Below are 23,091 nucleotides of genomic sequence, written 5' to 3' on the forward strand. Positions count from 1 at the left end.
TCGAAGCCGCCGCCGTAATAGCGGGCGACGCTGCCGATGATGAGGTGCCAGTCGTCCGGCCACTCACTCCTGCAGAAACGAGATCACGGCAGCTGCGGCCGTGACGTCCCTTGCAAGCATGTTGTCGAAAAGCGGGTCCATGCGGTGCTGCTTGATGCCGGTCGCTTGGGCGAGCGCGACCACGGTCTGCTTCTCCGGCGGAGCCATGGCGATCATGCGCAGGTTCAGGCCGGTCATCTCGCGGAAGGTCAGCGCTGAGTAGGTTTCCTCGCGCTGGCCGCCGGCGTTCTTGATGGTCAGCATCACCGGCTTGATCAGCGGCAGCGTGATCGTGCCGTCGTCGTTCCGGACGGCGCGCTCCGGCAGGGTCGCCTTCTTCGCCTCGGCGGCATCGTCATCCACGACGACGCCGGCGACGGGAGCGCCGGCGTCCTCGGCATCCTCGATCACGAGGGCGGTATTGGATTCCGGCTTCACGCGAGCACCTCTTCGTAGTCACCGGCGGCCCATTTCAAGGCGACCTTTCCGCCCTCGCCGCCGGTCATTTCGCGATTGTCGGTCAGGAAGGCGTCCGGCCAGACATAGGTCTGCCCGGTATCGCAGATGACCTGCAGCTCGCCTTCCTCGGAGGTGTAGAGATCCTTCATGCGCTGGCCGCGCTCCAGCGCGGTCGTCGCCTCGATCTCCGAGCCCTCGTATTCCTGGGCGCGGCCGACCTTGCGGCCGTACACCACAGCGTTGTTCTTCAGGCCGCCTAGCTTCAGCTTGGCACCCTTCTCGACCGGGACGTTCCGGCCCTTCCAGACGATGTCGATGATGCCGAGCGTCTGCGCCATCGGATGTTCCTTTCAAGGCGCGTTGAAGCGCCGGTTCAGACGGCCGGTCAGACCTGGAATTCGAGCGCCGCGGCAAGCACCATCAGGTTGCCGATGATGCGGATCTGCTGCTGGGCGTTCAGGCGGTTCTTGTCGGTCTCGTCGCGCTCGAAGACGCTTTCCGAGACGGTGCGGTTGACGTCCTCGATCCAGGCCTGGCGCTCATAGAGCTTGCAGCGCGTCGCCCAGGAGCCGGCCATCCGGCGCGGCGTCACCACCGCGTCGTTGTTGTTGGCGGCCGGGCTGTCGTCGTCGGCGAGCTTGTGGCGTGGATAGAGCAGCGTGACATAGGTCGCCCAGTCGTAGCGGATCCGCGTCAGGGTCTTCGGGACCATGATGTCGAGATAGGCGGTGTCCGGCGCGCCGAGCGTCGTCGTCTTGTAGGCCGTGATGACCCGCTCCAGCACGATCGTGCCGTCCGCCAGGCGCGTCCAGGTCGAGATGCCCTGGCGCAGCAGGAGGTCGCGCTCGGTCTCGGTGAAGCAGTCGATCGAATCCGGCCCGGCGATGCCGGTGAGCGGGAGCGAGCGCAACTGGCGGGCCGGGTCGTTGGTCAGGTGGAACGAGCCGATGCCGGCGAGCGCGGCCGCCCATTCCCAGGGCGCCGACATCGCGTTCTTGGCGCCGATCGGCGAGAGATAGGGCGAGTTGGTCAGCGCGCCCTTCGTCCCGAGCTGGCCATAGGTGCCGGCATGGCCGACATAGGCATGGCCGTCCTTCTTGCCCATCGCCTGGAAGCGCGCCGCGAGCTCGGCGGTCAGCGCCGCGAGATTGGCGGCATCGTCCCAGGGCATGATGAAATCGGTGAACCACTCGTTGGCGATCGCCGTGAGCAGCGTGGTCACGTCCGGATTGCCGGAGCCGGCGACGCCGGCGGCGATCGCGACCGCGATCGTGCCCGGCAGAATCTCGTCGGGGAACTTGCGCATGCGGACATCGATGGCGTTGCCGCACTCGCCAGCATGCTTGGCGGTGAGCGTGACGACGCCGGCGGCCGAGGTGGCGACCACGGGCATGCTGGCATCGGCATTGATCGCGACAACCGCGGCGGCGGCGAGCTGCGACACCGTCATCGCGGCGGTCGCAGCGAAGCGGACGCGGCGGTTCTTGACGTAGATCGGGATCGTGCCGGCGCCGGAGCCGGTGAAGGTCATGGTCTTCGTCGCCTTCACGCCGGCGCCGTTATCGGCCAGCGCGATCGCGTAGAAGCGCGTCGTCTTGTTCACCTGCTTGAAGGCCGCGACCACGTCCTGGCCGATCGAGCCGGCGCCGAACAGCACCGTCGCATCCTCCGGCCGGGTGATTTCGTAGAGCTGACCTGCGACGGCCGAGCCCGCCGCCAGCTTCTGGACGAAGGCGACGACGCGCGTCGGGAAGGCGACCAGGCCCATGTTCCGGTAGTTCGGGCGCGCCTCGACATAGGTGCCGGGAACGCGCCAGTCATACGGGATCTCGTTGAGGTTGATCATCGCGACGGGTCCTTACTTCGACGGCTTCGCGGGCTTGGAGCCCTCGGGAGCGAGCGGCGGCGGAGGCGGGTCTCCAGCGGGCGCGGGAGCGTCGACCTCGACGGCCGCCGGCGGCTCCGCCTCGACCAGGTCGCGGTCCTCGATCCGCCGTCGGACGAACAGCGAGAGCTCGGCCCAGTCGCCGGCCTCCGGCCAGGGCGTGCCGTCCTCGCGGCGCACGGTGCGGCCCTCGGCTGCCTTCAGGTACTTGCGGGCGTCGGTCATGGCTGCCTCACGTCAGTGATCGCGTCCGGGTCCTGGCCCTCCGGCCAGGGCTCGAAGGCGGAAAGCATGCGAAGGAATTCCGGAGCGGCGGCGAGATCGCCCTCGATGTCGCCGATGACGACGGTCGAGGCGATGTCGAGCGTGGCGATCGCGATGTCGTGGTCGTCATATCCCTCGGCATAAGCCTGGGCGGCCGCGGTGATTGAAAATGTACCGAGATCCGGCACGGTGAAGCCGTTGAGCAGCATCATCGCCCCGGTCATGGCCGGAAACAGGCCAGGGCCGGCGCTATCGCCTAGGAAGCGTGGCTTCCCCTTGTTCGGGTTCTTTACCAGGACAGTGAGACGCAGACCGAGCGCGCCCTGGAAGCGGCGGCCGACCTTCTGATCGGTGGGATTGAACTGGCGCCAGCCGAGCGCCAGACCCGGCGTCTTGCGGACGATCGCCTTGAACTCGGTGATGTTCATCGGATCGGGGACGATGTGGAAATCCCAGACCTTGGGCAGGAAGACGGTGCGCAGCCGCGCCTCGATCGCGGTGAAGGAGGCGCTGATCGGATCGACGGCGCTCACAGCCCGCGCTCCCCGAAACGGCCGAACATGCGCTCGCGGTCCTGTGTCCGTCCGACGCTGCTGGGCTGGGAGGGCGCGACGCCGTCGAGCGTGACGGTGCCGGCCGCGATCTGCGTCAGCCAGGCGACGATGTCCTTGCGGTCGTTCTTGACCTGGTCGGCCGGCTCCCGATCGCCGCCGACGCAGAGGTCGTAGCGAGCGAGGATGCACGAGGCGCGGGTGATGACCTGCGGCGCGAGCGCCAGCGGCACGAGATAGCGCTTGCGCAAATAGCTATCGATGATGCCGTCCGCATCGGCGATTGCCTGCTCCACCGGCGCTTCGTTCACCGTCTCCGGCAGCTCGCCATCGACGGAGGAGAGCCGCAGCATCTCCGTCTCGCCGAAGCGGCCGATCATGTCCTGGACGGTGGCGTAGGCCATCGGGATCCCCGTTAAAACTGGTGGCGGCTTCTCACCGCCTCGGGGGAAGCAGTCCCCTACAGCCGCCGGGTTCGCGCCGGCAGACGCCTACTCAGCTCTCCCGACACATCCGGGCCATACGAGGCGCTTGGATGCCGTTGCCCTCGGAGCCTTTCGCTCGGAATTCCGGGCTAGCGCCTGGCCTTGCGCGTCACGCGCTCCTTCAGGTCCGCAAGCGCCGCTTCGCCCTCGGGCGGGAGGATCACGGTCAGCATGGGCTCGGCGTCGAAGGCGAGGAGCTGCTCGGCCGTGAAGTCCGTGGCCGGATAGCGGGCATCCGCCGGATGGGCGATGCCGCCGCGGCGAAAGCCCTCATGGGCGCGATTGATGATGCGGATCTCCGGCACGCTCTTGGCCGCTTCGGCCTCGGCCGCCTTCTCTTCGTCGGACATCGAAACTCTCCAGGTGAACGCTCTCTCTGGAACCGCCGGCGCCGCCGGCGGCTCGTGAGAAGGCGCCGCGCCGATCAGGCGAGCCAGGGGCAGACCATGACCGTGGCGGTGCCCTTCCACTCGTTGGTGGCGCCGTTCGGCAGATGGTCGTTGTTGATGAGCCGGTTCGCCGCGCCTTCGAGATTCGGCGGAACGAGGAGCAGACGGGGCTTCACGCCGAGCGGACGGCCATGATCGCCCTTCATCGATGAGAGCGCGGAACGCGCGGTCTCGTAATGCGCGGCGTCGAGCGTCTGCTTCGAGCCCCAGGCGAACTGCCAGAAGCCGAAACCGACATTGTGCCGGGCGTCGGTGCCGTACACGAACTCCTTCTTGTCGAAGACGTTCTTGTCGGTCTCCTTGTCCATGCTGACGAGGTTCCAGGCCTTGCGCTTCTGCAGGATGATCGGCTTCAGCACGCGGGTGTCGTCGATCAGGAACCAGGGCGAGCCCGAGCCGCCATCGGTGTTGGCGACCGAGAGGATGGTCTGGCCGTCCTCGGCGATCACCGGATGGTCGGTGTCGAAGAAATACTGCTTGTCGTAGCAGGCCGTGCTGAAGCCGGCCTTCAGGAGGCCGAAGCAGAGCTGGTCGTAATGCGATCCGGAGGACGCGCCGAGCTCGGTAAACATCGGCGTGTAGATGCCGATATTGTCGTCCTCGATATCGTCGCGGCTGACGGAGATCGTCAGCTCGTAGGACTTGTTGCGGATCGAGTAGCCGCCCTGGCTGATGTTGTGGACGACGCGATCGCCCAGCCATTCCCGGACATTCGGCATCTTGCCGAGCCAGCCGTAGTCCTGCTCGCGCGTGGTCGAGGGAACCGTGGTGGCGATCTTGTCGAACTGGGAGGCCGCCTGGCCGTCCTGGCCGGTTTTGAACGCGGCGTTGAAGCCGATGTTCAAGGTTCGGATCGATTGCTGGTTGATCTGCATGGAGCTGGCCTCTGTGAAGGAAGACGGCCGTCAGAGGCCGGAGCGGACCCAGACGCCGAGCGCGTCGACATCCGTGATCTTGCCGGCGACCGAGCGGGTGTTGGTGCCATTGGTCTTCGCCACCGTCTGATCGTCGACGATGTAGCAATCCGAGCCGATATCGGCGGCGGTGATCGCGTCCCCGGCCGAGGAATTCGCCCAGCGGAAGTTGCCGCGACGCGCCTTGACCGTGACGGCGTCATCGGCGCCGGCCGAGTTGTCGACGAAGGCTTCGCAGCGGCCGATCGCCTTCAGCGTGGTCGCGACCGCACCCGGAACGAGCCGGCCGTTGGCATCGAGCGCGACGAGCGCGCCGGCGAAATACTTCTTCGCCGCGGCGGCCGGGCGTTCGAGCAGCTCGGGCTGGCGGATCGGGGTGTTGCGGTCGGCGGTCAGTGCGGTCATCGGTCAGTGCTCCGTTCGGCAGCGATCGAGAGGCCTCAGAGCGAGGCCGTCTCCAGCTCCGCCTTGCTCTTGAGGAATTCCTTGGGGTCGATGCCCATCATCTGGGCGACGGCCGCCTCATCGGCGCTCAACGCGCCGTCCGCCGGCTTCGGCGGGTTGACGATGCCGCCGGAATTGATCGAGACGAGCGCATTGACCTCGGCCTCGACGGCCGCGGCGTCCTTCTGGTGGCGCGAAATGTAGTGGTCGCGCATCGGTTTGATCGGCTTGCCGGCCGCGATCGCGCTGTCGATGAAGGTGGTCGCCTTCTCCTTCGCCTGGTCGGCCGAGAGCGCGGTGAGCTGCGACTGCAGCGAGATCACGGTCTGGCGCAATTCGGCCTCGGAGCCGTTGCGCGACATGAGCTGGGTCTGCAGCTCGGTCGGGGTGAGCTTGTCGAGATCCAGGCCGGCCGCCTTGCAGTGAGCCGAAATGGCCGCGAGCTTGCCCGCATCCGCAGCCTTGGCAGTGGCGCCGGCTACGATGTCGTCGGACTTGGCGTCGGCAGCGAGGCCGAGCGCGGTCGTGACTTTGCCCAGGGTGGAGCCGGCGAGCGCATGCGCCGAGACCGAGGTCAGCATCGTGTCCTCGGCAGCATCGGCAGGAAGGCCGAGCGCCTGGCGCAGCTTGGCGATGAAATCCATGGAATCGCTCCGGGAATGAAGAGTGGTCAGGGTCAGGTTGGGGGTGTTGGTCAGAGACGCCCTGAGAAGGCGCACCACGCGGCCGCCATCCTTCAGCGCCGAGAACACCGGCGAGATGCCGCGATAGGCTTTGTCCTGCATCAGGACAGTGCCGGTGCCGGTCCATTCGACGCGGCCCCAAATCCCATCCGACCGAGCCTGCAACTCGACAATCCAGCCGCGCGCCGGCGCCGGCTGCCCCTTCGGGCCGGCGAGGTCGATCGCGTGGTTCTCGTCGATCGCGAGGCGGCCGGCGGCCATGGAATTGCGGATTACATTCTCGGCATCCTGGAGTGTGAAAGGCCCACGTCCGTCCTCACCGGAAAAAGACCCGGCGGGCATCAGGTGAACCCATTCGGGCACACCGGCTGCCGCCGGGATCTGGAAGTGAAGGGAGGAAACGAACGTCGTCATCCCCGCCAATCTGGCGGCGGCGCCTATAACGAAACAGGCCCCGAATTCGGGGCCTGCTGCGGGCGGATCAGCGGATGCGCGTCGGGGATGATGACCCGGAACCGATGGCGCGATCAAGGGCGCCGGTGACGACGTCGACGATCATCTCCCGATCGTCGCGGCTGATGCCGAGATAGGGCCGCGCCGGGATCGTGACCGAGCGGGCATGCACGACGCGGTTGCCGAGGCGGAAGACGAGCCGGCCGGAGCCCTTGGGCGTGATGACGCCGCCCTCCTGGTGGATCGCGGCATAGATCTTGTTCGAACCGACCGCGACCTGGTCGCGGCCGGCATTGAAGGTGATCGAGCCCTGCAAGCCGCCGCGCATGCCGGCCTCGCGCAGGATGCCCGGCCCCTTCTTGCCGGCGGCATAGGTCGGATTGAGCGAAGCCCAGGCTCCGCCATCCGGACCGACGCCATCGTCCATGCGATCCTGCGTCGAGGTGACCAGGCCGGTGCCGATCGCCCGCATGATCGGCGTCGTATCGGAAACCGCCATGGCAAGGCGGCCGAAGGCGCTCTGCGCCTGGGAAACGTCCATGCGGGTGATGAGCTGGATCCCGCTCATGCGGAGATCTCAGTCTTCGACGACGGCCCTGTCGTCGGTCCAGGCCGCGCCGAGGCGGCCGTGGCGGCGAATGTCGGCTTCGGCCTGGCGCCGGCTTTCGAGGTGATCGCGGATCGTCTCGATCGTCTCGCCGGACATGAGCGCGGGCAGGTCCTCACGGCCCGTCACCTTGACGAGCTCGGCGAGGAGCGAGGCGCGCTCGACGTCCTGGTTCGGCGATCGGTTCAACAACGATCCTGACCTCATTCGCGGTTTCGGTCCGGTCCATCACCCGGAAGCGGGTGCCTGGCCGGAAGATGAACTCGTACTCATGGTGCTTTACCACGGGCACCGTATGCACATAGGCGATGCCACTATAGCCTTTCGGGACCCGGGCCTCAACAACCACCGCGGGATCGCCCTTGCCGAAGGCGGTGGCGATCTCCTCCTGCAGTGAGAACGAGGAGAACTGGCGGTATTGGAAGCTGCGGCCCGGCTTGAGATTGCGCAGCGGATCGTCCCGGCCGAGGCCGCGCGCCAGGCGCATGTCACGCGGGGCCGCCGCCTGCGCCAGGGCGGCGTCGAGATGACGGACCTGGTCGACGATGTAGGTTGGCGTCGTGCCGGCCCCGCCGCGGAGATGGCGGTTCATGTCGCGGTAGCCGGAGCCCTTGTAATCGGCGAGCGAGCTGCGCTGGGCCGGCGTTAGCTTCGCGGCCCAGTCGGCATAAGCGCCGGTCATGCTGCGATCGGCCTCGGCGAGCTCGATCGGGTTGCGCGGCATCGGCGGCGCATCGAACCGCATCGGCGGCGCCGAGGGCACTGACCCCGGCTGCGGCGCCAGTCCGCGCACGGCCGCCGGCGGGCTTTCCTTCCAGGTCTTGCCCGGGTTGTAGTCGAAGCCAAAATCGACGCCTTCCGAGCCTTTCAGCACCTCGCCGGTCTTCTTCGAGACCATCTGCATCGGAATGCGTTCCGGCGCCTGGTCGACGCCGGTGCGCCCCTGCCGCTTCAAACCGGCTTCACTGACCGGGCGAACGCGGCAGCCGCAGCCCCAGCCATTCGGCGGATAGGCCCAGTCCCAGAACGGATCGTCGGCCCGCAGCACGGTGCCGTTCCAGGCCAGGTGCTGCTTGCGGGGGTGGCGGGCGCCGCTATGCACATATTGCCAGTACGGGAAGGCCAGCAGCGTCTCGGGCTCGGTCTGCTGCACATAGCGCCCGGCCGAATAGGCCATCGACAGGTTGGTTTCGTAGATGACCCGTGAGCGCCAACCCGGGCGGCCGGTGTGCTCCCAGCCATGCTTGCGGACGATCTCGCCGAAGCGGCCGCGGAAATCCTGGAGCGTGGTGCCTTGCTCAAGCGCCTTCAGGATCTCCGCGCGGAAATCGGCGACCAGCGCATCGGTCGTCGCGCCGGCCACCGTGAAGCTTTTCGCGTTCGCCTTCTGCCAGACGTCGGTCCAGCCCGTGGACGTGACGCTGGCCTTCTGCTGCAAGAACGCGATCGCCTCCTCGAAGGGCAGATCGAGCGCGGCAGAGGTCGTGCTGAAGCCGGTCAAGGGGCGAGCCCCATAAATGGCTCAGGACGGCCGCGAGCCGCCGCGGCTCCCGAGCGAGGCAGAATTTTTTGAAACTGAAATTGAAGCACCTGCGGGCGATAGGCGGGCCATTGGCGGTGCCGGGTCACCCCTTCAGCCGAGACGGTCACCGGGATTGCCTCCGATCTCCTCCAGGAGCGCGGCGCGTCCCGCCATGTTCGCCAGCGCCAGGCCGCGCCCCATCGCCTCGGCAAGCGCCTTCGGATCGAGCTGCATCAGCGCCAGGCGCTGCGCGAGATCCTGCATGTCGGTAGCGGCGTCGAACTGGGCGCGGATCTCGGCCGTGAGACCGGCCATGGCGCCGGCCGCATCCTCGACGAGCTGCTCGGTCAGCTTCTCGACCAGGTCCGGCTCCGGGGCGCTGGCGTGGCGGGAGACGATATGGCGCAGCGTGTCGAGCGACGCGGGCTTGCCCGCCGGCGGCGGCAGGGCGCCGAGCTTGTCGAGGGCGGGATCCGGAGCGGGTGGCGGCGGCGGCCGGCCGCCGATGAGCTCGGCGGCCTTGCCGTCCTTCCGGGGCTTGGCCGGATCCGAGAAGCCGAGCCGGTCGCGCAGCTCGCTCGCCTCGACCGTGAGACCTTGCGGGCCGAGCTTGTCGAGCGCGTTGACGACATCGTTCAACGGCACTTCATCGGGCCGGCCGATGTTGACCCGCGGGTATTTCGCCTGCGGGCCGAAGTTCAGGGCGATGATCAGCGGCACGAGCTGCACCGTCAGCGAGGCCGAGCAGAGCTTGGCGTCGGCGCGCTCGATATCCTCCTGGACCAGACGATGTTCCTGCGAGACGGCATGGCCGCCGGAGACCGCATCCGTGGTCGTAGTCTGGCCCAGGACCGCCTTCGAGACCTGCCTGTCGTGCCAGTCAGCCTTCCGCTCGAAGAGCTGACCGGGCGTGCCCGTGCCCTTGTCGACCGAGACGAACTCGATCTCCATCTCCTTCGGGATGATCGCGGCGCAGTCGCCGGCGATGTTGGCGACGGCACGCCAGAGCACCTCCTTGTCCGCGTCCGACGCCGCCCGGTCGAACTTGCCGACCCGCGTCGGCATGCCGTAGTTTTGCGCGAAGGTCGCCCAGTCCTTCACCGTGAACGCCTTGAACATCCACGACCAGGAGACAACGCGGGCGAGGCCGGACCGGATCGTCAGGCCGCTCTTGGCCCTGTGCTTGTGGACGATGAACTTATGCGGCGAGAGCGGCTCGCGGGTGACGCCCTCGGCCAGCACCACGGTCTCGCCGTCGACCAGGTCGAAATCGAACCAGCGCTGCGGCCGCCAGTCGAGGCGCTTGGGCAGAACGGCCTCCGGCGTCGATTCCCACTCGATCTCCAGGACCGAGAAGCCCTTGCCGATAGCGTCCAGCATGTCGAACAGCGCGAGCTCAAGCACGCCCTCCTTCAGCCATTCGCGCAGGAAATCGGCATGGCGGACATACTCGCCATCGTCGCTCGCCGCCTCGATCGTGATCGGGAGCTGGGAGACCTGCCGGCGGCGCGTGCCGAGCACAGCCAGATAATGCGGGTCGCGCTCCTCGATGTCCTCAGCGAGCTCCAGCCAGGCGAGCGGGTTTCCGGTCGCGGCGGCGCGATGGATCGAGGCCAGCCGCGTCGGCGTCAGGCCATCGGCCGGATGGCCGGAGACCGGCGTGCGGACGCCGGTGAGCGTCGGGCCGGCCTTGGGCGGGCCGAACATGTCCTCGTAGTCGATCGGCCGGCCGTCCGGCCCCAGCAGCTTGGACACCCGGGCCATCACAGGCTCCTGCGCAGGCGCGGCAACAGCGTGCTGCGCGGTTCATCATCGTCATGGTGGCGGCCGGCGCCCATGCCACGCGGGCCGTCGAGCGCCACCGGGCTGGAGCCGGCGACCGCCTGGTAGCTGTAGGAGATGATCACCATCAGCGAGGCGAAATGCGCCAGCGCCGCCGCGATCGCCGCGTCACCGTGGCGGGTCCGCTTCTTGCCGTCCGCGGCGCCTTCGCCCTTCTCGGTCGTACGGGCCTTCGGCACGCGGGCGACACCGTCGATCATCTTGACCAACCGGAAGTCGTTGCCAGTCTCGTGGTCCTTCGGGATGTCCATGCCGCCGGCTTCCAGCGTCGCCTTCATCGGCGGCATGTTCTCGCGATACCAGTCGACGGTGAACTTGACCTGGGCGATCCGCTCCATCCCGTATTTCTGGGCGGTGCGCTCGGCATGGGCCGCGCCATTGCCGCCGGCATCGAGGGCGGCGCCGGCGAAGCGCGGCAACCGGTCGATCAGCCACCACAGCACGAACTCCTGTTCGTCGAAGGGGATGTTCCGGAGCTCGATCGTGAACGGGCAATGCCGGTGCATGCTCTTCGTCATCTGCACCGGCCAGATCAGCGAGAGGTCGCCGATGCGGCCGAAATCCTGGCCGAGGAAACTCTGGCAGTCCGGCAGGAGGCGATGCAGCTCCGGCTCGACGACCGCCGCCAGCCAGGCCTCGGCCGCCGAGCGCCGCAGGTGCTTCGGCTCGGCCGCGAAGGAACTGGGCATCTCCCAGCGCAGCACCTTCGCCTCGGCCTTCATGTTGGCCTCGACGACCGCCGGAAGCAGCCAGACGCCCGAGCCCTCGGACGGGATGCAGAAGAGCTCCTCGTCGGCGCCGGCGCCGTAGTGGCGGATGATGCCGTCGCGCCAGGTGGCCTCGCCCTCCGGCGTCCAGGCCTCGCCCTTGCGCTGGCAGATCCGCTGATAGAGCCCGTCGCGCAACGCGTCGTCGAAGTCGATGCGGACCAGGCCGTAGTCGAAGGCGCCGGAGCGGATGTCCTTCACATACTGGTTGAAGGGATTCATCTCGCCGTCATGGGTCGAGATCACCACGACCATGCCGCCCCAGATCAGCAGCGCCATGGCCGCCTTCAGCAGCTCGGCGAGATCGTCATGGAAGGCGGCCTCGTCGACGATGACATAGCCCTGCTTGCCGCGCAGCGAGCGCGGGCGCGACGGCAGGGCCACGATCTCGTAGCCGGAGGCGAAGCGGATCCGAAAGGCCTTGATCTGGCGGGTTTCGTCGGTCGCGGGGTTGTAATCCTCGAACAGGAACTCGCCGCTTTCGACCGCGGCTTTCGAGAACAGCTTCGCCCACATGCCGCAGACGTCGATGAACTCCTGCGCCATCTCCAGATTGTAGCCGATATAGAAGGTGTCCATGCCGCCGGCGGCATGCTCGGCCGCCGAGACCAGGACCGCATCCGACGCGAAGGCCCAGGTGAGGCCGGTGCGGCGGCTCTTCTCGATGAAGGTGACCTCGTGAAGGAGGCGCTCGCGGATCGAGCGCTTCTGGTACTCCAGAAGAAGCTCGGAGCGCGGCAGCTCCTGGAGCTCGGGCGGGAGGCCATAAAGCGATTCCTTGCGGAGCCGCTCCCATTCCTCCTTCGTGATCGCGCGGCCGATCGCGAGCTCTTCGGCTTGCGGCAGCGCGCTCATTTCGGCTTGTCCGCCAGGTTGAGGAACTCATCGCGCAGCTCGGTCACGCGCTCCTTCGACAGACCGGCTTTCTTGGCGACGGCGCTGAAGGCGGCTGCCGTTTTCTGCCGATACTCATCCTGGAGCTTGCCGCGCCGGACCGAGGACATGGCCTGACCCTTCACCGTGTCGTGGAAGGCGCGGGCGAGCTCCATCGCCTCCTTCGGCGAGCGCTGGGCGGCATCGGCCTGGGTGAGCTCGAAGACGAGCATCTTGATGAATTCGCCGAGCACGATGTTGTTGTCGTCGACCTTCTCCGGCGTGAACTGGTCGGCGATGCCGGTGAAGATGTGCCGGGCTTCGTCGAGCCGGATCTGCACGGCGCGCAGCTTCACCGCCTTGCGGTTGAAGGCCGAGGAGCTGATCGGGTCGACGCCCTTGGTCGCCAGCCGGTCGTTGAGCTCGAAGAGGATATCCGCCTGGGTACGCTGGCGCTGGTTGAGCTCGCCGATCGCCCAGACGATATCGTCCTGGGCTTCGTCGGGCACCAGGTCCATGGAGGCGAGCCGGTTGCGGATGCCGGCCATGGCTCAGGCCTCCGGACGCGACGGGCGCTTGACGCCTTCGATGACGAGGCGCCGGCCGACATGGTCCGAGCCCTTGGCGGTGAGCTGGGCGACACGCACGGTGCCGGCGGTGACGACGGTGACCGCCGACATCGAGGCCAGCCAGTTGAGCTCGTCATGGACCCAGTCCCGGCTCTTGGCGATGCCGTAGGTTTCCAGCGTGACGCGCAGCAGTTCGGAATTGAGCCGGCCGTCCGACTGCTCTTCCAGGGCGCGCAGGATGATGAGACGGGCTTCCTGCCTGACGAGATTGTCGAAGCTCATCGCTTGGCCTGCTCCAGCAAGAATTCCTGCAAGCGTTCGGAGATCGCGGCGACCGGCTTGAGCTGCTCGCCCATGGCGCGCATCTCGCCACGCAGTTCCGAGAGCGAAAGCTGGATGGTGTGGACCGAGCCGCGATCCGGGAGGTGGCGGAACTCGTTTTCCAGCGCCGCCACGCGGTCCTCGATCTTGTCGGCCTTGTCGATGGCGCGGTTGAACTTGCTGTCGAGCGATTCCGTCGCGCGGTCGTGGTCGACCTTGGTGACGAACTTCGTCGACAGCAGCACGATGACGAGCGAGCCGAGCAGCGAGAGCACGCCGCCATAGGATTGCAGGAAATTCAGCACGTCGTTCACGGCCTCGCTCCATCCACGGCCGCAACGGCCGCCGCTCGCCTGGTCTCGCAGATGCGCAGGTTGGCGCGATCGCGCCCCCAGCTATTGGTGACCTCGGAAGCGGTCATGTCGCGGTCCGGCAGGGCGGCCGGGTCGGGGCAGCGCTGGCGGGCAATGGCCGGAAGCTCCGGCCGGATGAACTCGACCTTCACGGTCGGCTCAGGGTCGGGCGCCGTCGAGCACCCGGACGCGATCGCGCCGGAGCACAAGATCAGCGCCGCCAGCAAGCGCCGCATCGTTCTTCTCCAGTTCCTTCAACTGCTCTTGAAAGCGGGTTTCAGCGTCTCGGGCGGCGCTCTCGGCGCGGGCCGAAGCCAGCGCCTGGTCCGCCCTGGCATTGGCCGCTGCCGTGTTCGCCTTCGCGATCTCGGCCTGCCAGTGCGTATCCCGTTCCTTCCGGGCTCCAGCAGCAGCCTCCGTCTGAAGACGGCCAATCTCCACAAGGCCGCGCCAGAAGCCCAGCGCAGCCAGCGCCAGCAGCGCGACCAGAAGGAAGAGAGCAGCAAGCGGCCTCCAGTTCTTGAGAGCCCAGGCGGCCAACATCACGCCGCCTCCGAGAGGCAGAGCTGGCGCTCGGCCTGGCGCCGCCGGGTGAGGCCCGGGAAGACGACGCCGCCGGCCTTATTCCACTTGACCAGGGCATCGCAGGCGGCGCGAGGCTGACCGGCGTTGAGGAGGCGGACCACGCTGGAGCCGCAATAGGCGCCGATGCCGACATTGTAGGCGAAGGACACCATCGCGACCTGACGGCGCACCGGCATCTCGACCTTGGTGCAGGAGAGCACGCCCTGCTCGAATTCCTGCAGGCCCTTCAGAAGCATGGCGTCGCATTCGGCCTTGGTGGCCGTCATGCCCATTTTCACGCCGCGGGTCTCGCCGTAGCAGATGGTCGCGACGCCGACGACGTCGCGATAGGCGGTCTGGCGCAGGCCCTCGAAGCCGCCGACGAGGGTGATGGCGAGCGCGGCCGCGGCCGTGCCCTTCTGCAGGCGGGTGCGCGGGCGGAGCGTCAGGACCGAGCTCATGCCTCAGCCCCCGAGACCGTCTCCTGCGCGATCAGGCGGGCGATGAAGGCGCCTGCGGTGGCGGCGAAGGACAGGCCGGCGAAGACGCCGCGAGAGACCGGCAAGATCTCCTGGACGAGCGGCAGTGCGATCTCGGCGCCGGACAGCAGGCCCGCCAGCACGATGAAGCGGATCGACCAGGCGTGCTTCAGCACGCGCTTCCAGTTCCAGACGAGTTTCAACGGGGCTGCTCCGGCGCCCGGGCACGCGCCCGGAAATCAGACCGAAGATGCGGGGGGCGGCGTCAAGCAGACAGGCCCCGAGATCGGTGCCCTAACCGGCTTTGGAGAAGAGATCGAGCTGGGCCGAGGCCGGGCGCCCATAGCGCTTGATGATATCGTCGACCGTCGTTTCCGAGCAGCCGGCCCGCAGCGCGATCTTGGGGCGGGACAGGCCCTGCGCCTTGTAACAGAGCACCCGCCATTGCCGGCCGACCGGCAGCTTGACGCGCGTCGCGCCGTAATTCGCCCGCATCTTCTGCGCCGCGTCAAGGCCGATGATGCCGACGAGCGATTCCGCATCGCCTTCGACCGCGCTGACATAGACGCGCGTGCCGCCGCGCGCTTCCAGGAGGCGCAAGGCCGCGTCCTCGCCGATCAGCTCGACCAGGCGCGCGACGTCATCTGTCGGCGGCGGAAGGTTGTTCATCGCCGGCGCTTTCGCGGGTGGCGATCATCGGCAATGACGGTGACCAGGTTGCCGCCTTCGACGACGTAACGCAGGCCGTCGACCACGATGACGAAGTTGGCCGTGCCGGCGCGTTCGGCCATCTTGCGGCCGCGCTCCAGCGACCCGGAGATGAGGCTGCGCAGCTGCTCGACATCGAGGGCGCCGGAGCGCTCGAGGAAACGGACGAAGGCGTGATCGGTGACGTGGATCATGCCGGCTTCCTCACCCGCTTCTGCCAGGCCTTCAGCTGTTCGATCGCCTCGCGAGTCTGCGGCGGCTTCAGGAATTCCGGTGCGGCGACCTTGAAGCGGCCGAGCACCCAGGCGCGCAGCGCGTCGCGGTCGAGCGGTCCGGCATGGAGTGCGCCCCAGAGCGCATAGAGCTTGCGGGTATCGTCGCGATCGGCGCGCGGCCTGGTCGACTCCTTCGGCTGCCAGCCGAGGCGCTTGAACTCCGCGATCACCGCGTTGGCCTGCCTGTCGCTGAGCTCGCGGGAGCTGTCCGTGCCGGTGATGCGGACGAGCAGGCCGCGATATTCCGGCTCCTGCAAATTGAGCTCGCGCCGAGCGATCTGGATCTTCTTCAGCATCGCGGGATGGGTGCTCATCGGCGAGTCCTCGCAATGGCGGCCAGGAGGGCGACGCGGCGTTTCGTCAGCTGCTTCAACTGGCCTTCAATGACGGTCGATCGCCGCGGGACGATATCGGCGATGATCTGCTTCAGCCGCTCGCGCTTCTCGTCGAGCCGGCGCAGCTCGTCCTTCGCCAGCAGTGCCGAGATGGCGCTGGCGTCGGAAGGTGCTGGGCGCGGGGCGAAGAAGCGCGGCATGGGTCAGGCGCTCCCATCGAGGAGCGGCGCCGGTGCGGGCCGGGCGAAGCGGGCCGCGTCGGTCGGAAAGGAAAAGACGGTGCGGCGGCCAGGCGGGATCCAGAGCGGCGCGCGCGGCTCAGCGCCATGCTTCCAGCAGACCCAGCAATAATCCGTCGCAGTATCGCCGGCCGGCTCCCAGCGACCGCGATGCATCGGCACGCGCTCGACATAGTAGGCGATCAGGAACGGCGGGAATTCGCGGAAGAGCTCATAGCGCTCGATCGTGTGCAGCCACTGCGTCCGGACGAGCAGCGCGACGCCGCGGCGGGCGAGCGCCAAAGCAACACGCGCGAATTCCACGGCCAGATTGAACGGCGGATTCGTGAAGTACCAGGCCGCCGGTTCGTCGATATCGACGTCGGGATTCAAGAAGTCCCGCTGGGCGCCGAATCCGTAAGGGTGGATGTCGAAGGCCTCGACGTTGATGAAGGTTTCACCGAGCGGCGCGGCCATGTGCCCCTCGCCGCAGGCGGGATCCTGGACGACGTCGCAGATCCGCGCGCCGAGCACCGGCAAGGCGACATGTTGGATGAAGGCGCGTGTCGCCCAAGGCGGCGTCGGGAAGAAGTCTAGCGAGTCCGCCGGCTCAACGCGCTGCGCGGCGACGGCGGGTGAGAAGGCGAAGGCGCGCTGGATCATGCCGCACCGCCTTCGCCGGTACTGTTCCCCGCCAGTATCTGGCTCTCGGCGATGGTTTCGCCCCAAGCCATTACCGCCTTCCGCGCCTCGGCGGGCAACTTCAGGAATGCGCGGATCTCGTCGGCGTTCACCGCCAGCGTTTCGAGCGTGCGGACAGCCGTCTCCAGCTTCAGCAGCCCGTGCTCGGCGATTGCCGGCTTGCGCAGTTCGCGGATCTTGGCGCCGGTCATGAGGCTGCGCTGCCGAACGACGGCGAATTTCACCTCCTCGATCTGCTGGACGAGCGGGATGGCGGGGGCGGTCACGCCGCCACCTTCAGGTTGAGCTTGTCGATTGCCGCGCGCGCGTCCACGTCCAAGGCGTAGCCATGCCCCCAGCGCGTGACGATGCTGGCGCGGAACGGGCGCATCTTCGCGCGGACCTTGCAGACATAGACGTCCACGATCTTCTCCAACGGCTCGTCGCGGCCGTCATTGCGGTACATGGCCGCCATGATCTGATCCTTGGTGCATTCGATGCGGGCATAGAGGGCCGAGACGAGCCGGCCCTCGGCGACCGTCAGGCCCCATTCGAGCGGCAGCGCGACAACGGGCACGAGCAGCCGTTCGAGGAACGCCACGCGCTCTTCCAGCCATTCATTGCGCTCTCTCAGCGCCAGAAGCTCGGCGTCAGGCTGCACGGCGCTTCCTCGTGTTCTGGTAGAGCGAGATCGCCAGCGCTCGCCATTTCGGCAGGGACTTGGCCAGAGCGAGATCCGCGGCCTTGCGCTGCATGTCCGGCCAGCGCCCAATCAGCGTCGCCTTCAGATCGTCGGTCGCGATCTCGCCGGCATAAGTCGAGCCATGGAGAAGTTCCTCGGCGGCCTTGATGGCATCGGAGGTGATTGGCGCGAGACGAGCCTGCGCTAGGGTCTCCAGGACGATGCGGGCTTGCATAGCGGTACGCCTGCGACACAGGCCCGCGAGCGCTGCGACTGCGACCGTCTCACCAATCTCGAAGATGCCCTGGGGGCGAACGCTGCGAAGCACGGTGACGCCAGCGCGGCTGCAAACCTGCATGACAGTTTGGGCGCTCTCGTCGCCGGCGGCGACCGCAGCATGAAATAAGCTGAGAGCGGTCAGACCCACGCGATCACGGTTGTGGCCAAGGAAGGCTCGCGCCCGCTCTAGTTGGTCAGCGCCCTCGACGATCATCACCGGGATTTTGGGGATGCCGCCGTGGCTAGCGGCTCCGATCGCGGTGTGCTGGCCGTCCAGAATATGCAGGCCGGCATCCGTCTCGGCCACGATGGGGGGCTTGAAGCGCCGCCAGGACCAGCCGGCCGCGATCCGATGGATCAGCCGCACGGAGGCCTCGGTGAGATTGCGCTGGTACTTCGGGTCGATCAGCAGCGAGGTGGGAGCGATCCACTCGAAGCGCGGCACAAAGGCCTCGCGCTCCGCCGGTGTCCAGCCCTCGGGCAGCTGCATGGGTTCCACAGTGCGCAGGCTCATCCGAATATCTCCGTCAGTTCGGGAAGGGTTTCGGGCTCGGGCTGGCGGCGCAGCACCGCGAATTCCTGCGGAGGCGCCGAGACGCCCTCTGTGCGTTGGTAGACATCCAGCCGATGAAGCAGGCAGTAGCTCGTCGGCCAGGACACCGCCGCGCCGCAGACGCGTCGCCCTCCGAACAGGTCGCGGCTGCCGTCGACTGCATCGCAGACGATCCAGCGGCATTGGCCTGAGACGGCCTTGGAGAGGAGGATGCTCACCGGCGCCCCTCCTTCTCCAGCTCGTCGAGCCGGCGCCGCGCCTCGTCGATCGAGCCGTATTGCTCGGCGCGCTCCGCAATCTCGCCAGCCGCCAAGGCGATCAGGAGAGCGAAGAAGAAGGCGCCGAGCAGCGACGTACTCGTCCAGACAGCGAAGCCGAAGATCGAGACGATCGCGACCACGGCCAGCACGGGCGCCAGAACGCCGCTGCCGGTGTTGCGGCGGATATGGAGGATGGGCTCGATCATGTCGGGGACGCCTCCGCCTTCTCCCGAGCAACCCGATGCTGCGCATCGAGCAGATCGAGCTCCGCCTGAGTGATCTCAACGAGGCCGTCAGGGATCACCCAATCCGAGGCACCGTGGCGGATGGTGTGATCAGGATGACGAGCCAAGTGCTCGGCAGCAGCGCGACCAGCATGCGGTATGCGAGCGATCAGATCATCGCCGACCCACCCGATCGACGCCGCTTCGATCATGAAACCGATGCCGCCCGAGCCCCAGCCCCCGTTGGGAGCTTCCCAGGACAGGTTATTCACGACGGCGTCAGCGAAGACGAAGCGGTTGCTCGGCTTCTCTGGCAGCCCGGCAAATTCCTCCGCAGCGGCTGACCCGCGCTTCGGCGTGGCCAAGCCCTTCCGGTCTGGCTTGGTCCAGCCCGCCGGCGGAGCATTCTTCTCGAAGAAGAGCCCGCGCAGTCGTTCTCCGGGGAAACCGTTCGGAAGGCCGGTCGCACCTATCGCGTGCGCGAAGTCCACGTAAGCCTTCGTGAAGGCGACCATCTGCGCGCGATACTCGCGAGCCCGCGAGAGGAACGGTTCGCCGACGATCTTGACGATAGCGAGGCTGCTCATGGCGCCCTCACGCGGCCGCGAGGTCGATCGTCACCGTCGACCAGGCGCCATCCTCGTCGCGGATCCGGAAGCGGAGATAGGCCTTCGTGCCGATGACGCGGATCGAGTCCCGGATCGCGTCCATGGCGCGCTGCCAGCGCTCGTCGGCGATCTCCATGGCGAGCATGGAGAACAGTTCGCCACGGTTGATCTGGCCTTCCTTCTCGACACTGAAGACGCGATTTACCAGGGAGCGGAGGGCCTCGTGGCTGTCAGCGCCCCATTCCTTCAGGCACTCATCTACCAGGCGCTTGGCTGCCTGAAGCTCCGGGCCGAACGCGATCTGGTCGGCGATCTTCACCTCGACCTTCATCGTGTCGTCGAAGGAGGTGTAGCTGCAGTTGCCCTTACCCGTGCTGGGCGGCACACCGTATTGCTGCTCCAGCAGAGACTGGAAGGCCGCCAGATCCTCGAAGGTGTGTCCCTTGAAGCGCTTGATCTGATCGGAGAGGTCGCGGGCGAAGAACATCACCTTGCGCACCATCTCGTCTTCGAGAACGCGCTGGGCCTTGATCGTCCCGTAGGCCATCAGGTTGCGCCTGGCATCGCGCATGAATTTCTCGCCGCCGATCTCGACGACGCCGGCCTTCATAGCCGCCCGTTCGTCCAGGACGTCCTCGGCGAGCGCGGTCAAGCCTGCCTCGACGAAGACGCGCTCTGCGACATCCGCCCAGTCCTTTGCGCTCTCGCCATCCAGCTCCCGCCAAGCCGGTCCGGGAGACGGCAGGCGAGTATGCTCACGCATGGCCTGGTAAAGTATGCGGCCGCGCTCCAGGCGCGCCGTGTCGGTTTCAGGCAGCATCGGAAGTCTCCATGTCGGGGGAAAGCGGGGACGGCGTGGGCGCATCGCTGGGGCCGAGGAGCTCGACGACCAGGCGCGACATGCCGATGATTTCGTAGATCGAGACGCGGGCCGCCTCGCGCTCCGGCGCGGAGAGCACGCGCCGGGCCGCCTGCAACGGGTCGCAGGAGGCGGCGTAGGCAAGCAGGCCGCGCCGCTCCAAGAGGCGCAGCGTGGCGAGGACGGTATCCGTCGCCAGCCGGAACTCCGGATCCGCTTGGCGCAGAGCCGCAGCACGCTCGACGCCATGATCGACGGTGGAGCGCTCGCGCATGCCGGTCAGCCGGCCGAGCGTGGCATTGCTCAGCGTGGTGAGCTGGCGCGCCAGCCACCAGGCCGCCCAGCGCGCCTGCGAGACCTCGTCGTTGCGAAGATCCGACAACAGGACCGTGACAGGCTCGCCAGTGGTGGCGGAGACCGCCTGCAGGATCATGTCGAAGGTGACGTGACGCTCGCTCATGCGGCGTCTCCACCGCCGAGCGGGCGCGGCCGCGGCGCGATCGGCATGACCACGACATTCGTGTCGCCGATGCGCGTGGCGAGGGCGGCGAGGCCGGGACGCGAGACCTGCACCGGCCCGCCGCCATCCAGCTGGCGCTGGAGTTCGCGCTGCTGCTCCCGCAACGCCGCCTGATACCCCGGCTCGATCGAAGGCGGGGCGGCGCGATCGAGATCGAATGCGACGGCGTGGAGTTCGTCTTCGAGCTCCGGCATCAGCTCGGCCTGGCCGACGACCAGGTCGGCTTCCTTGGCCGACTGGCGCACGAGATCCGCCATGCGCTCGCACTGGTCGGCGGAGAGGCCGACGCCCGATCGTGCGGACCGATCGAGATGGGCCGCCAGGAAACGCAGATCGAGGGGGAGAGAGCTCGCCGCCATGATCAGAGCTTCCGGCCGAAGCGGGCGCGATCATGCGCCCGCTGCTCGTCACGCTCGACGCCGGCGAAGCCGACCAGGCCGGCGATGCCGAGCAGCACGCCGGCGCACATGAAGAAGGCGGAGGCCTCGCTGTTGGCGACGTAGCTCTGGATACTGCCGGCGGCGAACGGGCCGAGGACGGCCATCCCAGCGCAAAGGAGTTTGAAAGCGGATTGAAGCATCAGGCGGCGTCCTTCTGCTGGCGATTGGGACAGGTGCGGCAGGCGTGAAACAGCCGCGCGCGAGTGGAATTCGTGGCGGCGAAGGGCTTGGCCTGTTCGGTCAGGCAGCGATCGCGGCCGATCTCGTCGAGGATCGGGCACATGACGGTCTCGCCCATCAGGGCGCCACGGATCTTGAGGAAGACCTTGGGCAGGTCGCCGGGATACTTGTTCGCCAGGACATGGCTGATCACCGCGTCGGAATATCCGAGCTGCTGGGCGATGGCGCGGGAGGTCCGGGCCTTGCAGGCCTCGGCGAGGATGAGAACCTCGGCCGGGATGGCCTCCCCCCAGGCGGCCTGTGCCTTCGCGATCTGGTCGTTGCGAGGGGTGCTCATGCGGCCCTCCCGACGATTTCCGAGCTGTTAAGGTTAATGGACCGCCCGAGATTGCGATCGTAGAGCACGGCGCCGCGCTCGATCGTCGCCGGGGAGAGCGGGCCGGTGTTGAAGGCCGGCATCAGCTTCCAGCGCGCCTGCTGGCCTGAACGCGTGCGATGCCCAACCTCGGCGACGTAGCCCGCCTTCGCGAGCACCCCGACGTAGCCGCGCGCCAGCTTCTCTGACACCGGCACATCGGAAGTCGTAGCCGCGATGGCGAGCTCGCGAACGGAGAAGAGCTTGAGGGCACGGATCGCGGTCCAGAGCTGCTGGCGGCCGCGGCCGCGGCTGTCCTCGAAACTGGCGCGGCGCTGGATCGGCGCCGGCAGGCGACGATCCTTCACGGTGTAGATCGTCGCAGTCCGGTTCTTGATCGTCGGCCGCTCACCGACCGGCAGCGCGTGCCCCTGCTTGGCGCAGAAGAGGACATAGGCCTTCACGGTGCGCAGCGCGCAGCCATTGGTGAGCTTGTGGACGTCGGCGATGGTGAAGCCACCCTTCGCCGAGAGCTCGACCATCATCTTCCAGTAGTGCTGCGGCCCGGAGAGGCCGTCGCTCGGCAGGACGCGCTTCATGCCGCCCTCCGACCGCGAGCCGGGGGCTCGCCGGTGTAGAATTCGGCATCGGGAAACGCGTCGAGATTGCCCTGATTATGGACGCGCGCCCATTCCACCGCCTTTTCGAGGTTCACGGTGATGCGGCGGGCACGGCCGGTCGACTTGCGCCGGTTGCGCTCCAGGAAGTCCTCTGAATATTTCAGCCCTTCCGGCACGAAGAGACGCGCCAGCAAGGCGGTATCCTCGATATCGCAAGGCTGGGCGGCGACCCATTCGAGGACGCGGTTATGGGTGCGCTCCGAGCGCTGCAGCTTGGAGGGCAACTCCTCCTCGCCGATCAGGATGATCGGCACCTGCGTCGCCTCGTGGATCTCGCGGATGATCTCGATGAAGCCCTTGTCGACAGCCTTGTCGGCTTCGTCGATCAGCAGCGGCGGGTGACCGGGCAGCGCGAGCCGCTCGATCGCCATCTCGGTGAGCTTCGGCACGGTCCCCTTGGGATCGTGAACGCCGAGCTCCTTCATGATCGCGCGGATCAGGGTCAGCCGAGTCCAGCTGTCGCCGATCTCGACCCGCAGCGCGTCCTTCTTGTTCTGAAGGTAGATGGCGGCGAAGGTCTTTCCGTAGCCGGAATAACCGTTGAAGACGCCGAGGCCAGGCAGATGCGGCGGCCGCTCGATCAGCCGCTCGGCCAAGGTGAGCATGGCCGCCACGTTCTTGAGCGGGGCCAGCGTTCCCTTGGGCTTGTGCGAAGTTCCGTTGCTCATGTATCTTTCCTCGTGATGACTGTTCAGCCCCGGTTCGCCGGGG

At 67.3% G+C, this 23,091-nt stretch carries 40 protein-coding genes; all 40 read right to left on the reverse strand.

Annotated features, from left to right (window positions below; genetic code table 11):
• Positions 1-63: 63 nt before the first annotated feature.
• Positions 64-477 (reverse strand): hypothetical protein, encoded by a 414-nt coding sequence (locus tag AC6RIC_RS19870; protein WP_499733612.1) that lies wholly within the window; start codon positions 475-477, stop codon positions 64-66.
• Complete coding sequence (locus AC6RIC_RS19875; RefSeq protein WP_499733613.1) at positions 474-836, reverse strand: phage tail tube protein; 363 nt, start codon at positions 834-836, stop codon at positions 474-476. The genes AC6RIC_RS19870 and AC6RIC_RS19875 overlap by 4 nt, the downstream gene beginning before the upstream one ends.
• Before the next feature lie 47 nt (positions 837-883).
• Positions 884-2,344 (reverse strand): phage tail sheath subtilisin-like domain-containing protein, encoded by a 1,461-nt coding sequence (locus tag AC6RIC_RS19880; RefSeq protein ID WP_499733614.1) that lies wholly within the window; start codon positions 2,342-2,344, stop codon positions 884-886.
• A 12-nt stretch (positions 2,345-2,356) separates the two neighbouring features.
• Complete coding sequence (locus AC6RIC_RS19885) at positions 2,357-2,608, reverse strand: DUF2635 domain-containing protein (RefSeq protein ID WP_499733615.1); 252 nt, start codon at positions 2,606-2,608, stop codon at positions 2,357-2,359.
• Positions 2,605-3,180: a hypothetical protein gene (locus tag AC6RIC_RS19890; RefSeq protein WP_499733616.1), complete on the reverse strand. Its 576-nt coding sequence runs from the start codon at positions 3,178-3,180 to the stop codon at positions 2,605-2,607. The genes AC6RIC_RS19885 and AC6RIC_RS19890 overlap by 4 nt, the downstream gene beginning before the upstream one ends.
• Positions 3,177-3,602 carry a gp436 family protein gene (locus AC6RIC_RS19895; RefSeq protein WP_499733617.1) on the reverse strand — a complete coding sequence of 142 codons (426 nt, stop codon included), beginning with the start codon at positions 3,600-3,602 and terminating at the stop codon, positions 3,177-3,179. The genes AC6RIC_RS19890 and AC6RIC_RS19895 overlap by 4 nt, the downstream gene beginning before the upstream one ends.
• Positions 3,603-3,772: 170 nt before the next feature.
• The gene (locus AC6RIC_RS19900; protein ID WP_499733618.1) at positions 3,773-4,033 is read right to left on the reverse strand and encodes an HI1506-related protein; all 261 of its coding nucleotides are present in this window, start codon (positions 4,031-4,033) and stop codon (positions 3,773-3,775) included.
• Positions 4,034-4,107: 74 nt separating this feature from the next.
• The gene (locus tag AC6RIC_RS19905) at positions 4,108-5,007 is read right to left on the reverse strand and encodes a Mu-like prophage major head subunit gpT family protein (protein WP_499733619.1); all 900 of its coding nucleotides are present in this window, start codon (positions 5,005-5,007) and stop codon (positions 4,108-4,110) included.
• Positions 5,008-5,037: 30 nt separating this feature from the next.
• Positions 5,038-5,451 (reverse strand): hypothetical protein, encoded by a 414-nt coding sequence (locus AC6RIC_RS19910; protein ID WP_499733620.1) that lies wholly within the window; start codon positions 5,449-5,451, stop codon positions 5,038-5,040.
• Positions 5,452-5,486: 35 nt separating this feature from the next.
• Complete coding sequence (locus AC6RIC_RS19915; protein ID WP_499733621.1) at positions 5,487-6,587, reverse strand: phage protease; 1,101 nt, start codon at positions 6,585-6,587, stop codon at positions 5,487-5,489.
• Positions 6,588-6,654: 67 nt separating this feature from the next.
• The gene (locus AC6RIC_RS19920) at positions 6,655-7,194 is read right to left on the reverse strand and encodes a phage virion morphogenesis protein (protein ID WP_499733622.1); all 540 of its coding nucleotides are present in this window, start codon (positions 7,192-7,194) and stop codon (positions 6,655-6,657) included.
• A gap of 9 nt (positions 7,195-7,203) precedes the next feature.
• A complete protein-coding gene (locus AC6RIC_RS19925) occupies positions 7,204-7,332 on the reverse strand; it encodes a hypothetical protein (RefSeq protein WP_499733623.1) in 129 nt (42 codons plus the stop codon).
• 16 nt (positions 7,333-7,348) lie between these two features.
• Positions 7,349-8,734 (reverse strand): phage minor head protein, encoded by a 1,386-nt coding sequence (locus AC6RIC_RS19930; RefSeq protein WP_499733624.1) that lies wholly within the window; start codon positions 8,732-8,734, stop codon positions 7,349-7,351.
• A 132-nt stretch (positions 8,735-8,866) separates the two neighbouring features.
• Positions 8,867-10,519 carry a DUF935 domain-containing protein gene (locus tag AC6RIC_RS19935; RefSeq protein WP_499733625.1) on the reverse strand — a complete coding sequence of 551 codons (1,653 nt, stop codon included), beginning with the start codon at positions 10,517-10,519 and terminating at the stop codon, positions 8,867-8,869.
• Entirely contained in the window at positions 10,519-12,219 is a 1,701-nt protein-coding gene (locus AC6RIC_RS19940; protein WP_499733626.1) for a hypothetical protein, read from the reverse strand. The genes AC6RIC_RS19935 and AC6RIC_RS19940 overlap by 1 nt, the downstream gene beginning before the upstream one ends.
• Entirely contained in the window at positions 12,216-12,785 is a 570-nt protein-coding gene (locus tag AC6RIC_RS19945) for a phage protein Gp27 family protein (protein ID WP_499733627.1), read from the reverse strand. Before AC6RIC_RS19945 ends, AC6RIC_RS19940 begins: the two co-directional genes overlap by 4 nt.
• A gap of 3 nt (positions 12,786-12,788) precedes the next feature.
• Positions 12,789-13,088, reverse strand: a complete 300-nt coding sequence (locus AC6RIC_RS19950; protein ID WP_499733628.1) for a VpaChn25_0724 family phage protein — start codon at positions 13,086-13,088, stop codon at positions 12,789-12,791.
• The gene (locus AC6RIC_RS19955) at positions 13,085-13,441 is read right to left on the reverse strand and encodes a DUF2730 family protein (RefSeq protein WP_499733629.1); all 357 of its coding nucleotides are present in this window, start codon (positions 13,439-13,441) and stop codon (positions 13,085-13,087) included. Before AC6RIC_RS19955 ends, AC6RIC_RS19950 begins: the two co-directional genes overlap by 4 nt.
• Positions 13,438-13,632 carry a hypothetical protein gene (locus AC6RIC_RS19960; protein WP_499733630.1) on the reverse strand — a complete coding sequence of 65 codons (195 nt, stop codon included), beginning with the start codon at positions 13,630-13,632 and terminating at the stop codon, positions 13,438-13,440. Before AC6RIC_RS19960 ends, AC6RIC_RS19955 begins: the two co-directional genes overlap by 4 nt.
• Before the next feature lie 7 nt (positions 13,633-13,639).
• A complete protein-coding gene (locus tag AC6RIC_RS19965) occupies positions 13,640-14,023 on the reverse strand; it encodes a hypothetical protein (RefSeq protein ID WP_499733631.1) in 384 nt (127 codons plus the stop codon).
• Complete coding sequence (locus AC6RIC_RS19970; protein WP_499733632.1) at positions 14,023-14,505, reverse strand: lysozyme; 483 nt, start codon at positions 14,503-14,505, stop codon at positions 14,023-14,025. The genes AC6RIC_RS19965 and AC6RIC_RS19970 overlap by 1 nt, the downstream gene beginning before the upstream one ends.
• Positions 14,502-14,726 carry a DUF7940 domain-containing protein gene (locus tag AC6RIC_RS19975; RefSeq protein ID WP_499733633.1) on the reverse strand — a complete coding sequence of 75 codons (225 nt, stop codon included), beginning with the start codon at positions 14,724-14,726 and terminating at the stop codon, positions 14,502-14,504. The genes AC6RIC_RS19970 and AC6RIC_RS19975 overlap by 4 nt, the downstream gene beginning before the upstream one ends.
• Before the next feature lie 91 nt (positions 14,727-14,817).
• The gene (locus AC6RIC_RS19980) at positions 14,818-15,192 is read right to left on the reverse strand and encodes a hypothetical protein (RefSeq protein ID WP_499733634.1); all 375 of its coding nucleotides are present in this window, start codon (positions 15,190-15,192) and stop codon (positions 14,818-14,820) included.
• A complete protein-coding gene (locus AC6RIC_RS19985; RefSeq protein ID WP_499733635.1) occupies positions 15,189-15,425 on the reverse strand; it encodes a hypothetical protein in 237 nt (78 codons plus the stop codon). The genes AC6RIC_RS19980 and AC6RIC_RS19985 overlap by 4 nt, the downstream gene beginning before the upstream one ends.
• A complete protein-coding gene (locus AC6RIC_RS19990; protein WP_499733636.1) occupies positions 15,422-15,820 on the reverse strand; it encodes a regulatory protein GemA in 399 nt (132 codons plus the stop codon). Before AC6RIC_RS19990 ends, AC6RIC_RS19985 begins: the two co-directional genes overlap by 4 nt.
• On the reverse strand, positions 15,817-16,041 hold the full coding sequence (locus AC6RIC_RS19995) for a hypothetical protein (RefSeq protein WP_499733637.1): 225 nt from the start codon (positions 16,039-16,041) through the stop codon (positions 15,817-15,819). The genes AC6RIC_RS19990 and AC6RIC_RS19995 overlap by 4 nt, the downstream gene beginning before the upstream one ends.
• Positions 16,042-16,044: 3 nt before the next feature.
• Positions 16,045-16,722, reverse strand: a complete 678-nt coding sequence (locus tag AC6RIC_RS20000; protein WP_499733638.1) for an SAM-dependent DNA methyltransferase — start codon at positions 16,720-16,722, stop codon at positions 16,045-16,047.
• Positions 16,719-17,027 carry a hypothetical protein gene (locus AC6RIC_RS20005; protein ID WP_499733639.1) on the reverse strand — a complete coding sequence of 103 codons (309 nt, stop codon included), beginning with the start codon at positions 17,025-17,027 and terminating at the stop codon, positions 16,719-16,721. Before AC6RIC_RS20005 ends, AC6RIC_RS20000 begins: the two co-directional genes overlap by 4 nt.
• Positions 17,024-17,401 carry a helix-turn-helix domain-containing protein gene (locus AC6RIC_RS20010; protein ID WP_499733640.1) on the reverse strand — a complete coding sequence of 126 codons (378 nt, stop codon included), beginning with the start codon at positions 17,399-17,401 and terminating at the stop codon, positions 17,024-17,026. The genes AC6RIC_RS20005 and AC6RIC_RS20010 overlap by 4 nt, the downstream gene beginning before the upstream one ends.
• Positions 17,391-18,215, reverse strand: a complete 825-nt coding sequence (locus AC6RIC_RS20015) for a hypothetical protein (protein WP_499733641.1) — start codon at positions 18,213-18,215, stop codon at positions 17,391-17,393. The genes AC6RIC_RS20010 and AC6RIC_RS20015 overlap by 11 nt, the downstream gene beginning before the upstream one ends.
• Positions 18,212-18,472, reverse strand: coding sequence for a hypothetical protein (locus AC6RIC_RS20020; protein ID WP_499733642.1), 261 nt, complete (start codon positions 18,470-18,472; stop codon positions 18,212-18,214). Before AC6RIC_RS20020 ends, AC6RIC_RS20015 begins: the two co-directional genes overlap by 4 nt.
• Positions 18,469-18,720 carry a hypothetical protein gene (locus tag AC6RIC_RS20025; protein ID WP_499733643.1) on the reverse strand — a complete coding sequence of 84 codons (252 nt, stop codon included), beginning with the start codon at positions 18,718-18,720 and terminating at the stop codon, positions 18,469-18,471. The genes AC6RIC_RS20020 and AC6RIC_RS20025 overlap by 4 nt, the downstream gene beginning before the upstream one ends.
• Entirely contained in the window at positions 18,717-19,325 is a 609-nt protein-coding gene (locus AC6RIC_RS20030) for a hypothetical protein (RefSeq protein WP_499733644.1), read from the reverse strand. Before AC6RIC_RS20030 ends, AC6RIC_RS20025 begins: the two co-directional genes overlap by 4 nt.
• 7 nt (positions 19,326-19,332) lie before the next feature.
• On the reverse strand, positions 19,333-20,166 hold the full coding sequence (locus AC6RIC_RS20035; RefSeq protein WP_499733645.1) for a DUF3164 family protein: 834 nt from the start codon (positions 20,164-20,166) through the stop codon (positions 19,333-19,335).
• Positions 20,156-20,665, reverse strand: coding sequence for a helix-turn-helix domain-containing protein (locus AC6RIC_RS20040; protein ID WP_499733646.1), 510 nt, complete (start codon positions 20,663-20,665; stop codon positions 20,156-20,158). The genes AC6RIC_RS20035 and AC6RIC_RS20040 overlap by 11 nt, the downstream gene beginning before the upstream one ends.
• Positions 20,662-21,084 (reverse strand): hypothetical protein, encoded by a 423-nt coding sequence (locus AC6RIC_RS20045; RefSeq protein ID WP_499733647.1) that lies wholly within the window; start codon positions 21,082-21,084, stop codon positions 20,662-20,664. The genes AC6RIC_RS20040 and AC6RIC_RS20045 overlap by 4 nt, the downstream gene beginning before the upstream one ends.
• Before the next feature lie 2 nt (positions 21,085-21,086).
• Complete coding sequence (locus AC6RIC_RS20050; RefSeq protein WP_499733648.1) at positions 21,087-21,305, reverse strand: hypothetical protein; 219 nt, start codon at positions 21,303-21,305, stop codon at positions 21,087-21,089.
• Positions 21,305-21,682 carry a transcriptional regulator gene (locus tag AC6RIC_RS20055; protein ID WP_499733649.1) on the reverse strand — a complete coding sequence of 126 codons (378 nt, stop codon included), beginning with the start codon at positions 21,680-21,682 and terminating at the stop codon, positions 21,305-21,307. The genes AC6RIC_RS20050 and AC6RIC_RS20055 overlap by 1 nt, the downstream gene beginning before the upstream one ends.
• Positions 21,679-22,299, reverse strand: coding sequence for a hypothetical protein (locus tag AC6RIC_RS20060; protein WP_499733650.1), 621 nt, complete (start codon positions 22,297-22,299; stop codon positions 21,679-21,681). Before AC6RIC_RS20060 ends, AC6RIC_RS20055 begins: the two co-directional genes overlap by 4 nt.
• Positions 22,296-23,048, reverse strand: a complete 753-nt coding sequence (locus AC6RIC_RS20065) for an AAA family ATPase (protein ID WP_499733651.1) — start codon at positions 23,046-23,048, stop codon at positions 22,296-22,298. Before AC6RIC_RS20065 ends, AC6RIC_RS20060 begins: the two co-directional genes overlap by 4 nt.
• Positions 23,049-23,091 lie beyond the last annotated feature (43 nt).

The organism is Allobosea sp. TBD101 (assembly GCF_059817965.1).

Excerpts from the sequence above, each read along its gene's own strand:
- AC6RIC_RS20000 (WP_499733638.1), bottom strand. The coding sequence starts at position 16,722 with ATGATCCAGCGCGCCTTCGCCTTCTCACCCGCCGTCGCCGCGCAGCGC.
- AC6RIC_RS19945 (WP_499733627.1), bottom strand. The coding sequence starts at position 12,785 with ATGGCCGGCATCCGCAACCGGCTCGCCTCCATGGACCTGGTGCCCGAC.
- AC6RIC_RS20030 (WP_499733644.1), bottom strand. The coding sequence starts at position 19,325 with ATGAGCAGCCTCGCTATCGTCAAGATCGTCGGCGAACCGTTCCTCTCG.
- AC6RIC_RS19980 (WP_499733634.1), bottom strand. The coding sequence starts at position 15,192 with ATGAACAACCTTCCGCCGCCGACAGATGACGTCGCGCGCCTGGTCGAG.
- AC6RIC_RS20015 (WP_499733641.1), bottom strand. The coding sequence starts at position 18,215 with ATGAGCCTGCGCACTGTGGAACCCATGCAGCTGCCCGAGGGCTGGACA.
- AC6RIC_RS19990 (WP_499733636.1), bottom strand. The coding sequence starts at position 15,820 with ATGAGCACCCATCCCGCGATGCTGAAGAAGATCCAGATCGCTCGGCGC.
- AC6RIC_RS19875 (WP_499733613.1), bottom strand. The coding sequence starts at position 836 with ATGGCGCAGACGCTCGGCATCATCGACATCGTCTGGAAGGGCCGGAAC.
- AC6RIC_RS19950 (WP_499733628.1), bottom strand. The coding sequence starts at position 13,088 with ATGAGCTTCGACAATCTCGTCAGGCAGGAAGCCCGTCTCATCATCCTG.
- AC6RIC_RS19885 (WP_499733615.1), bottom strand. The coding sequence starts at position 2,608 with ATGACCGACGCCCGCAAGTACCTGAAGGCAGCCGAGGGCCGCACCGTG.
- AC6RIC_RS19965 (WP_499733631.1), bottom strand. The coding sequence starts at position 14,023 with ATGTTGGCCGCCTGGGCTCTCAAGAACTGGAGGCCGCTTGCTGCTCTC.
- AC6RIC_RS19970 (WP_499733632.1), bottom strand. The coding sequence starts at position 14,505 with ATGAGCTCGGTCCTGACGCTCCGCCCGCGCACCCGCCTGCAGAAGGGC.
- AC6RIC_RS20065 (WP_499733651.1), bottom strand. The coding sequence starts at position 23,048 with ATGAGCAACGGAACTTCGCACAAGCCCAAGGGAACGCTGGCCCCGCTC.
- AC6RIC_RS20060 (WP_499733650.1), bottom strand. The coding sequence starts at position 22,299 with ATGAAGCGCGTCCTGCCGAGCGACGGCCTCTCCGGGCCGCAGCACTAC.
- AC6RIC_RS19925 (WP_499733623.1), bottom strand. The coding sequence starts at position 7,332 with ATGTCCGGCGAGACGATCGAGACGATCCGCGATCACCTCGAAAGCCGG.
- AC6RIC_RS20055 (WP_499733649.1), bottom strand. The coding sequence starts at position 21,682 with ATGAGCACCCCTCGCAACGACCAGATCGCGAAGGCACAGGCCGCCTGG.
- AC6RIC_RS20045 (WP_499733647.1), bottom strand. The coding sequence starts at position 21,084 with ATGGCGGCGAGCTCTCTCCCCCTCGATCTGCGTTTCCTGGCGGCCCAT.
- AC6RIC_RS20040 (WP_499733646.1), bottom strand. The coding sequence starts at position 20,665 with ATGAGCGAGCGTCACGTCACCTTCGACATGATCCTGCAGGCGGTCTCC.
- AC6RIC_RS20025 (WP_499733643.1), bottom strand. The coding sequence starts at position 18,720 with ATGATCGAGCCCATCCTCCATATCCGCCGCAACACCGGCAGCGGCGTT.
- AC6RIC_RS20050 (WP_499733648.1), bottom strand. The coding sequence starts at position 21,305 with ATGCTTCAATCCGCTTTCAAACTCCTTTGCGCTGGGATGGCCGTCCTC.
- AC6RIC_RS19900 (WP_499733618.1), bottom strand. The coding sequence starts at position 4,033 with ATGTCCGACGAAGAGAAGGCGGCCGAGGCCGAAGCGGCCAAGAGCGTG.
- AC6RIC_RS19940 (WP_499733626.1), bottom strand. The coding sequence starts at position 12,219 with ATGAGCGCGCTGCCGCAAGCCGAAGAGCTCGCGATCGGCCGCGCGATC.
- AC6RIC_RS19895 (WP_499733617.1), bottom strand. The coding sequence starts at position 3,602 with ATGGCCTACGCCACCGTCCAGGACATGATCGGCCGCTTCGGCGAGACG.
- AC6RIC_RS19985 (WP_499733635.1), bottom strand. The coding sequence starts at position 15,425 with ATGATCCACGTCACCGATCACGCCTTCGTCCGTTTCCTCGAGCGCTCC.
- AC6RIC_RS20035 (WP_499733645.1), bottom strand. The coding sequence starts at position 20,166 with ATGCTGCCTGAAACCGACACGGCGCGCCTGGAGCGCGGCCGCATACTT.
- AC6RIC_RS19935 (WP_499733625.1), bottom strand. The coding sequence starts at position 10,519 with ATGGCCCGGGTGTCCAAGCTGCTGGGGCCGGACGGCCGGCCGATCGAC.
- AC6RIC_RS19905 (WP_499733619.1), bottom strand. The coding sequence starts at position 5,007 with ATGCAGATCAACCAGCAATCGATCCGAACCTTGAACATCGGCTTCAAC.
- AC6RIC_RS19920 (WP_499733622.1), bottom strand. The coding sequence starts at position 7,194 with ATGAGCGGGATCCAGCTCATCACCCGCATGGACGTTTCCCAGGCGCAG.
- AC6RIC_RS19915 (WP_499733621.1), bottom strand. The coding sequence starts at position 6,587 with ATGACGACGTTCGTTTCCTCCCTTCACTTCCAGATCCCGGCGGCAGCC.
- AC6RIC_RS19910 (WP_499733620.1), bottom strand. The coding sequence starts at position 5,451 with ATGACCGCACTGACCGCCGACCGCAACACCCCGATCCGCCAGCCCGAG.
- AC6RIC_RS19995 (WP_499733637.1), bottom strand. The coding sequence starts at position 16,041 with ATGCCGCGCTTCTTCGCCCCGCGCCCAGCACCTTCCGACGCCAGCGCC.
- AC6RIC_RS19880 (WP_499733614.1), bottom strand. The coding sequence starts at position 2,344 with ATGATCAACCTCAACGAGATCCCGTATGACTGGCGCGTTCCCGGCACC.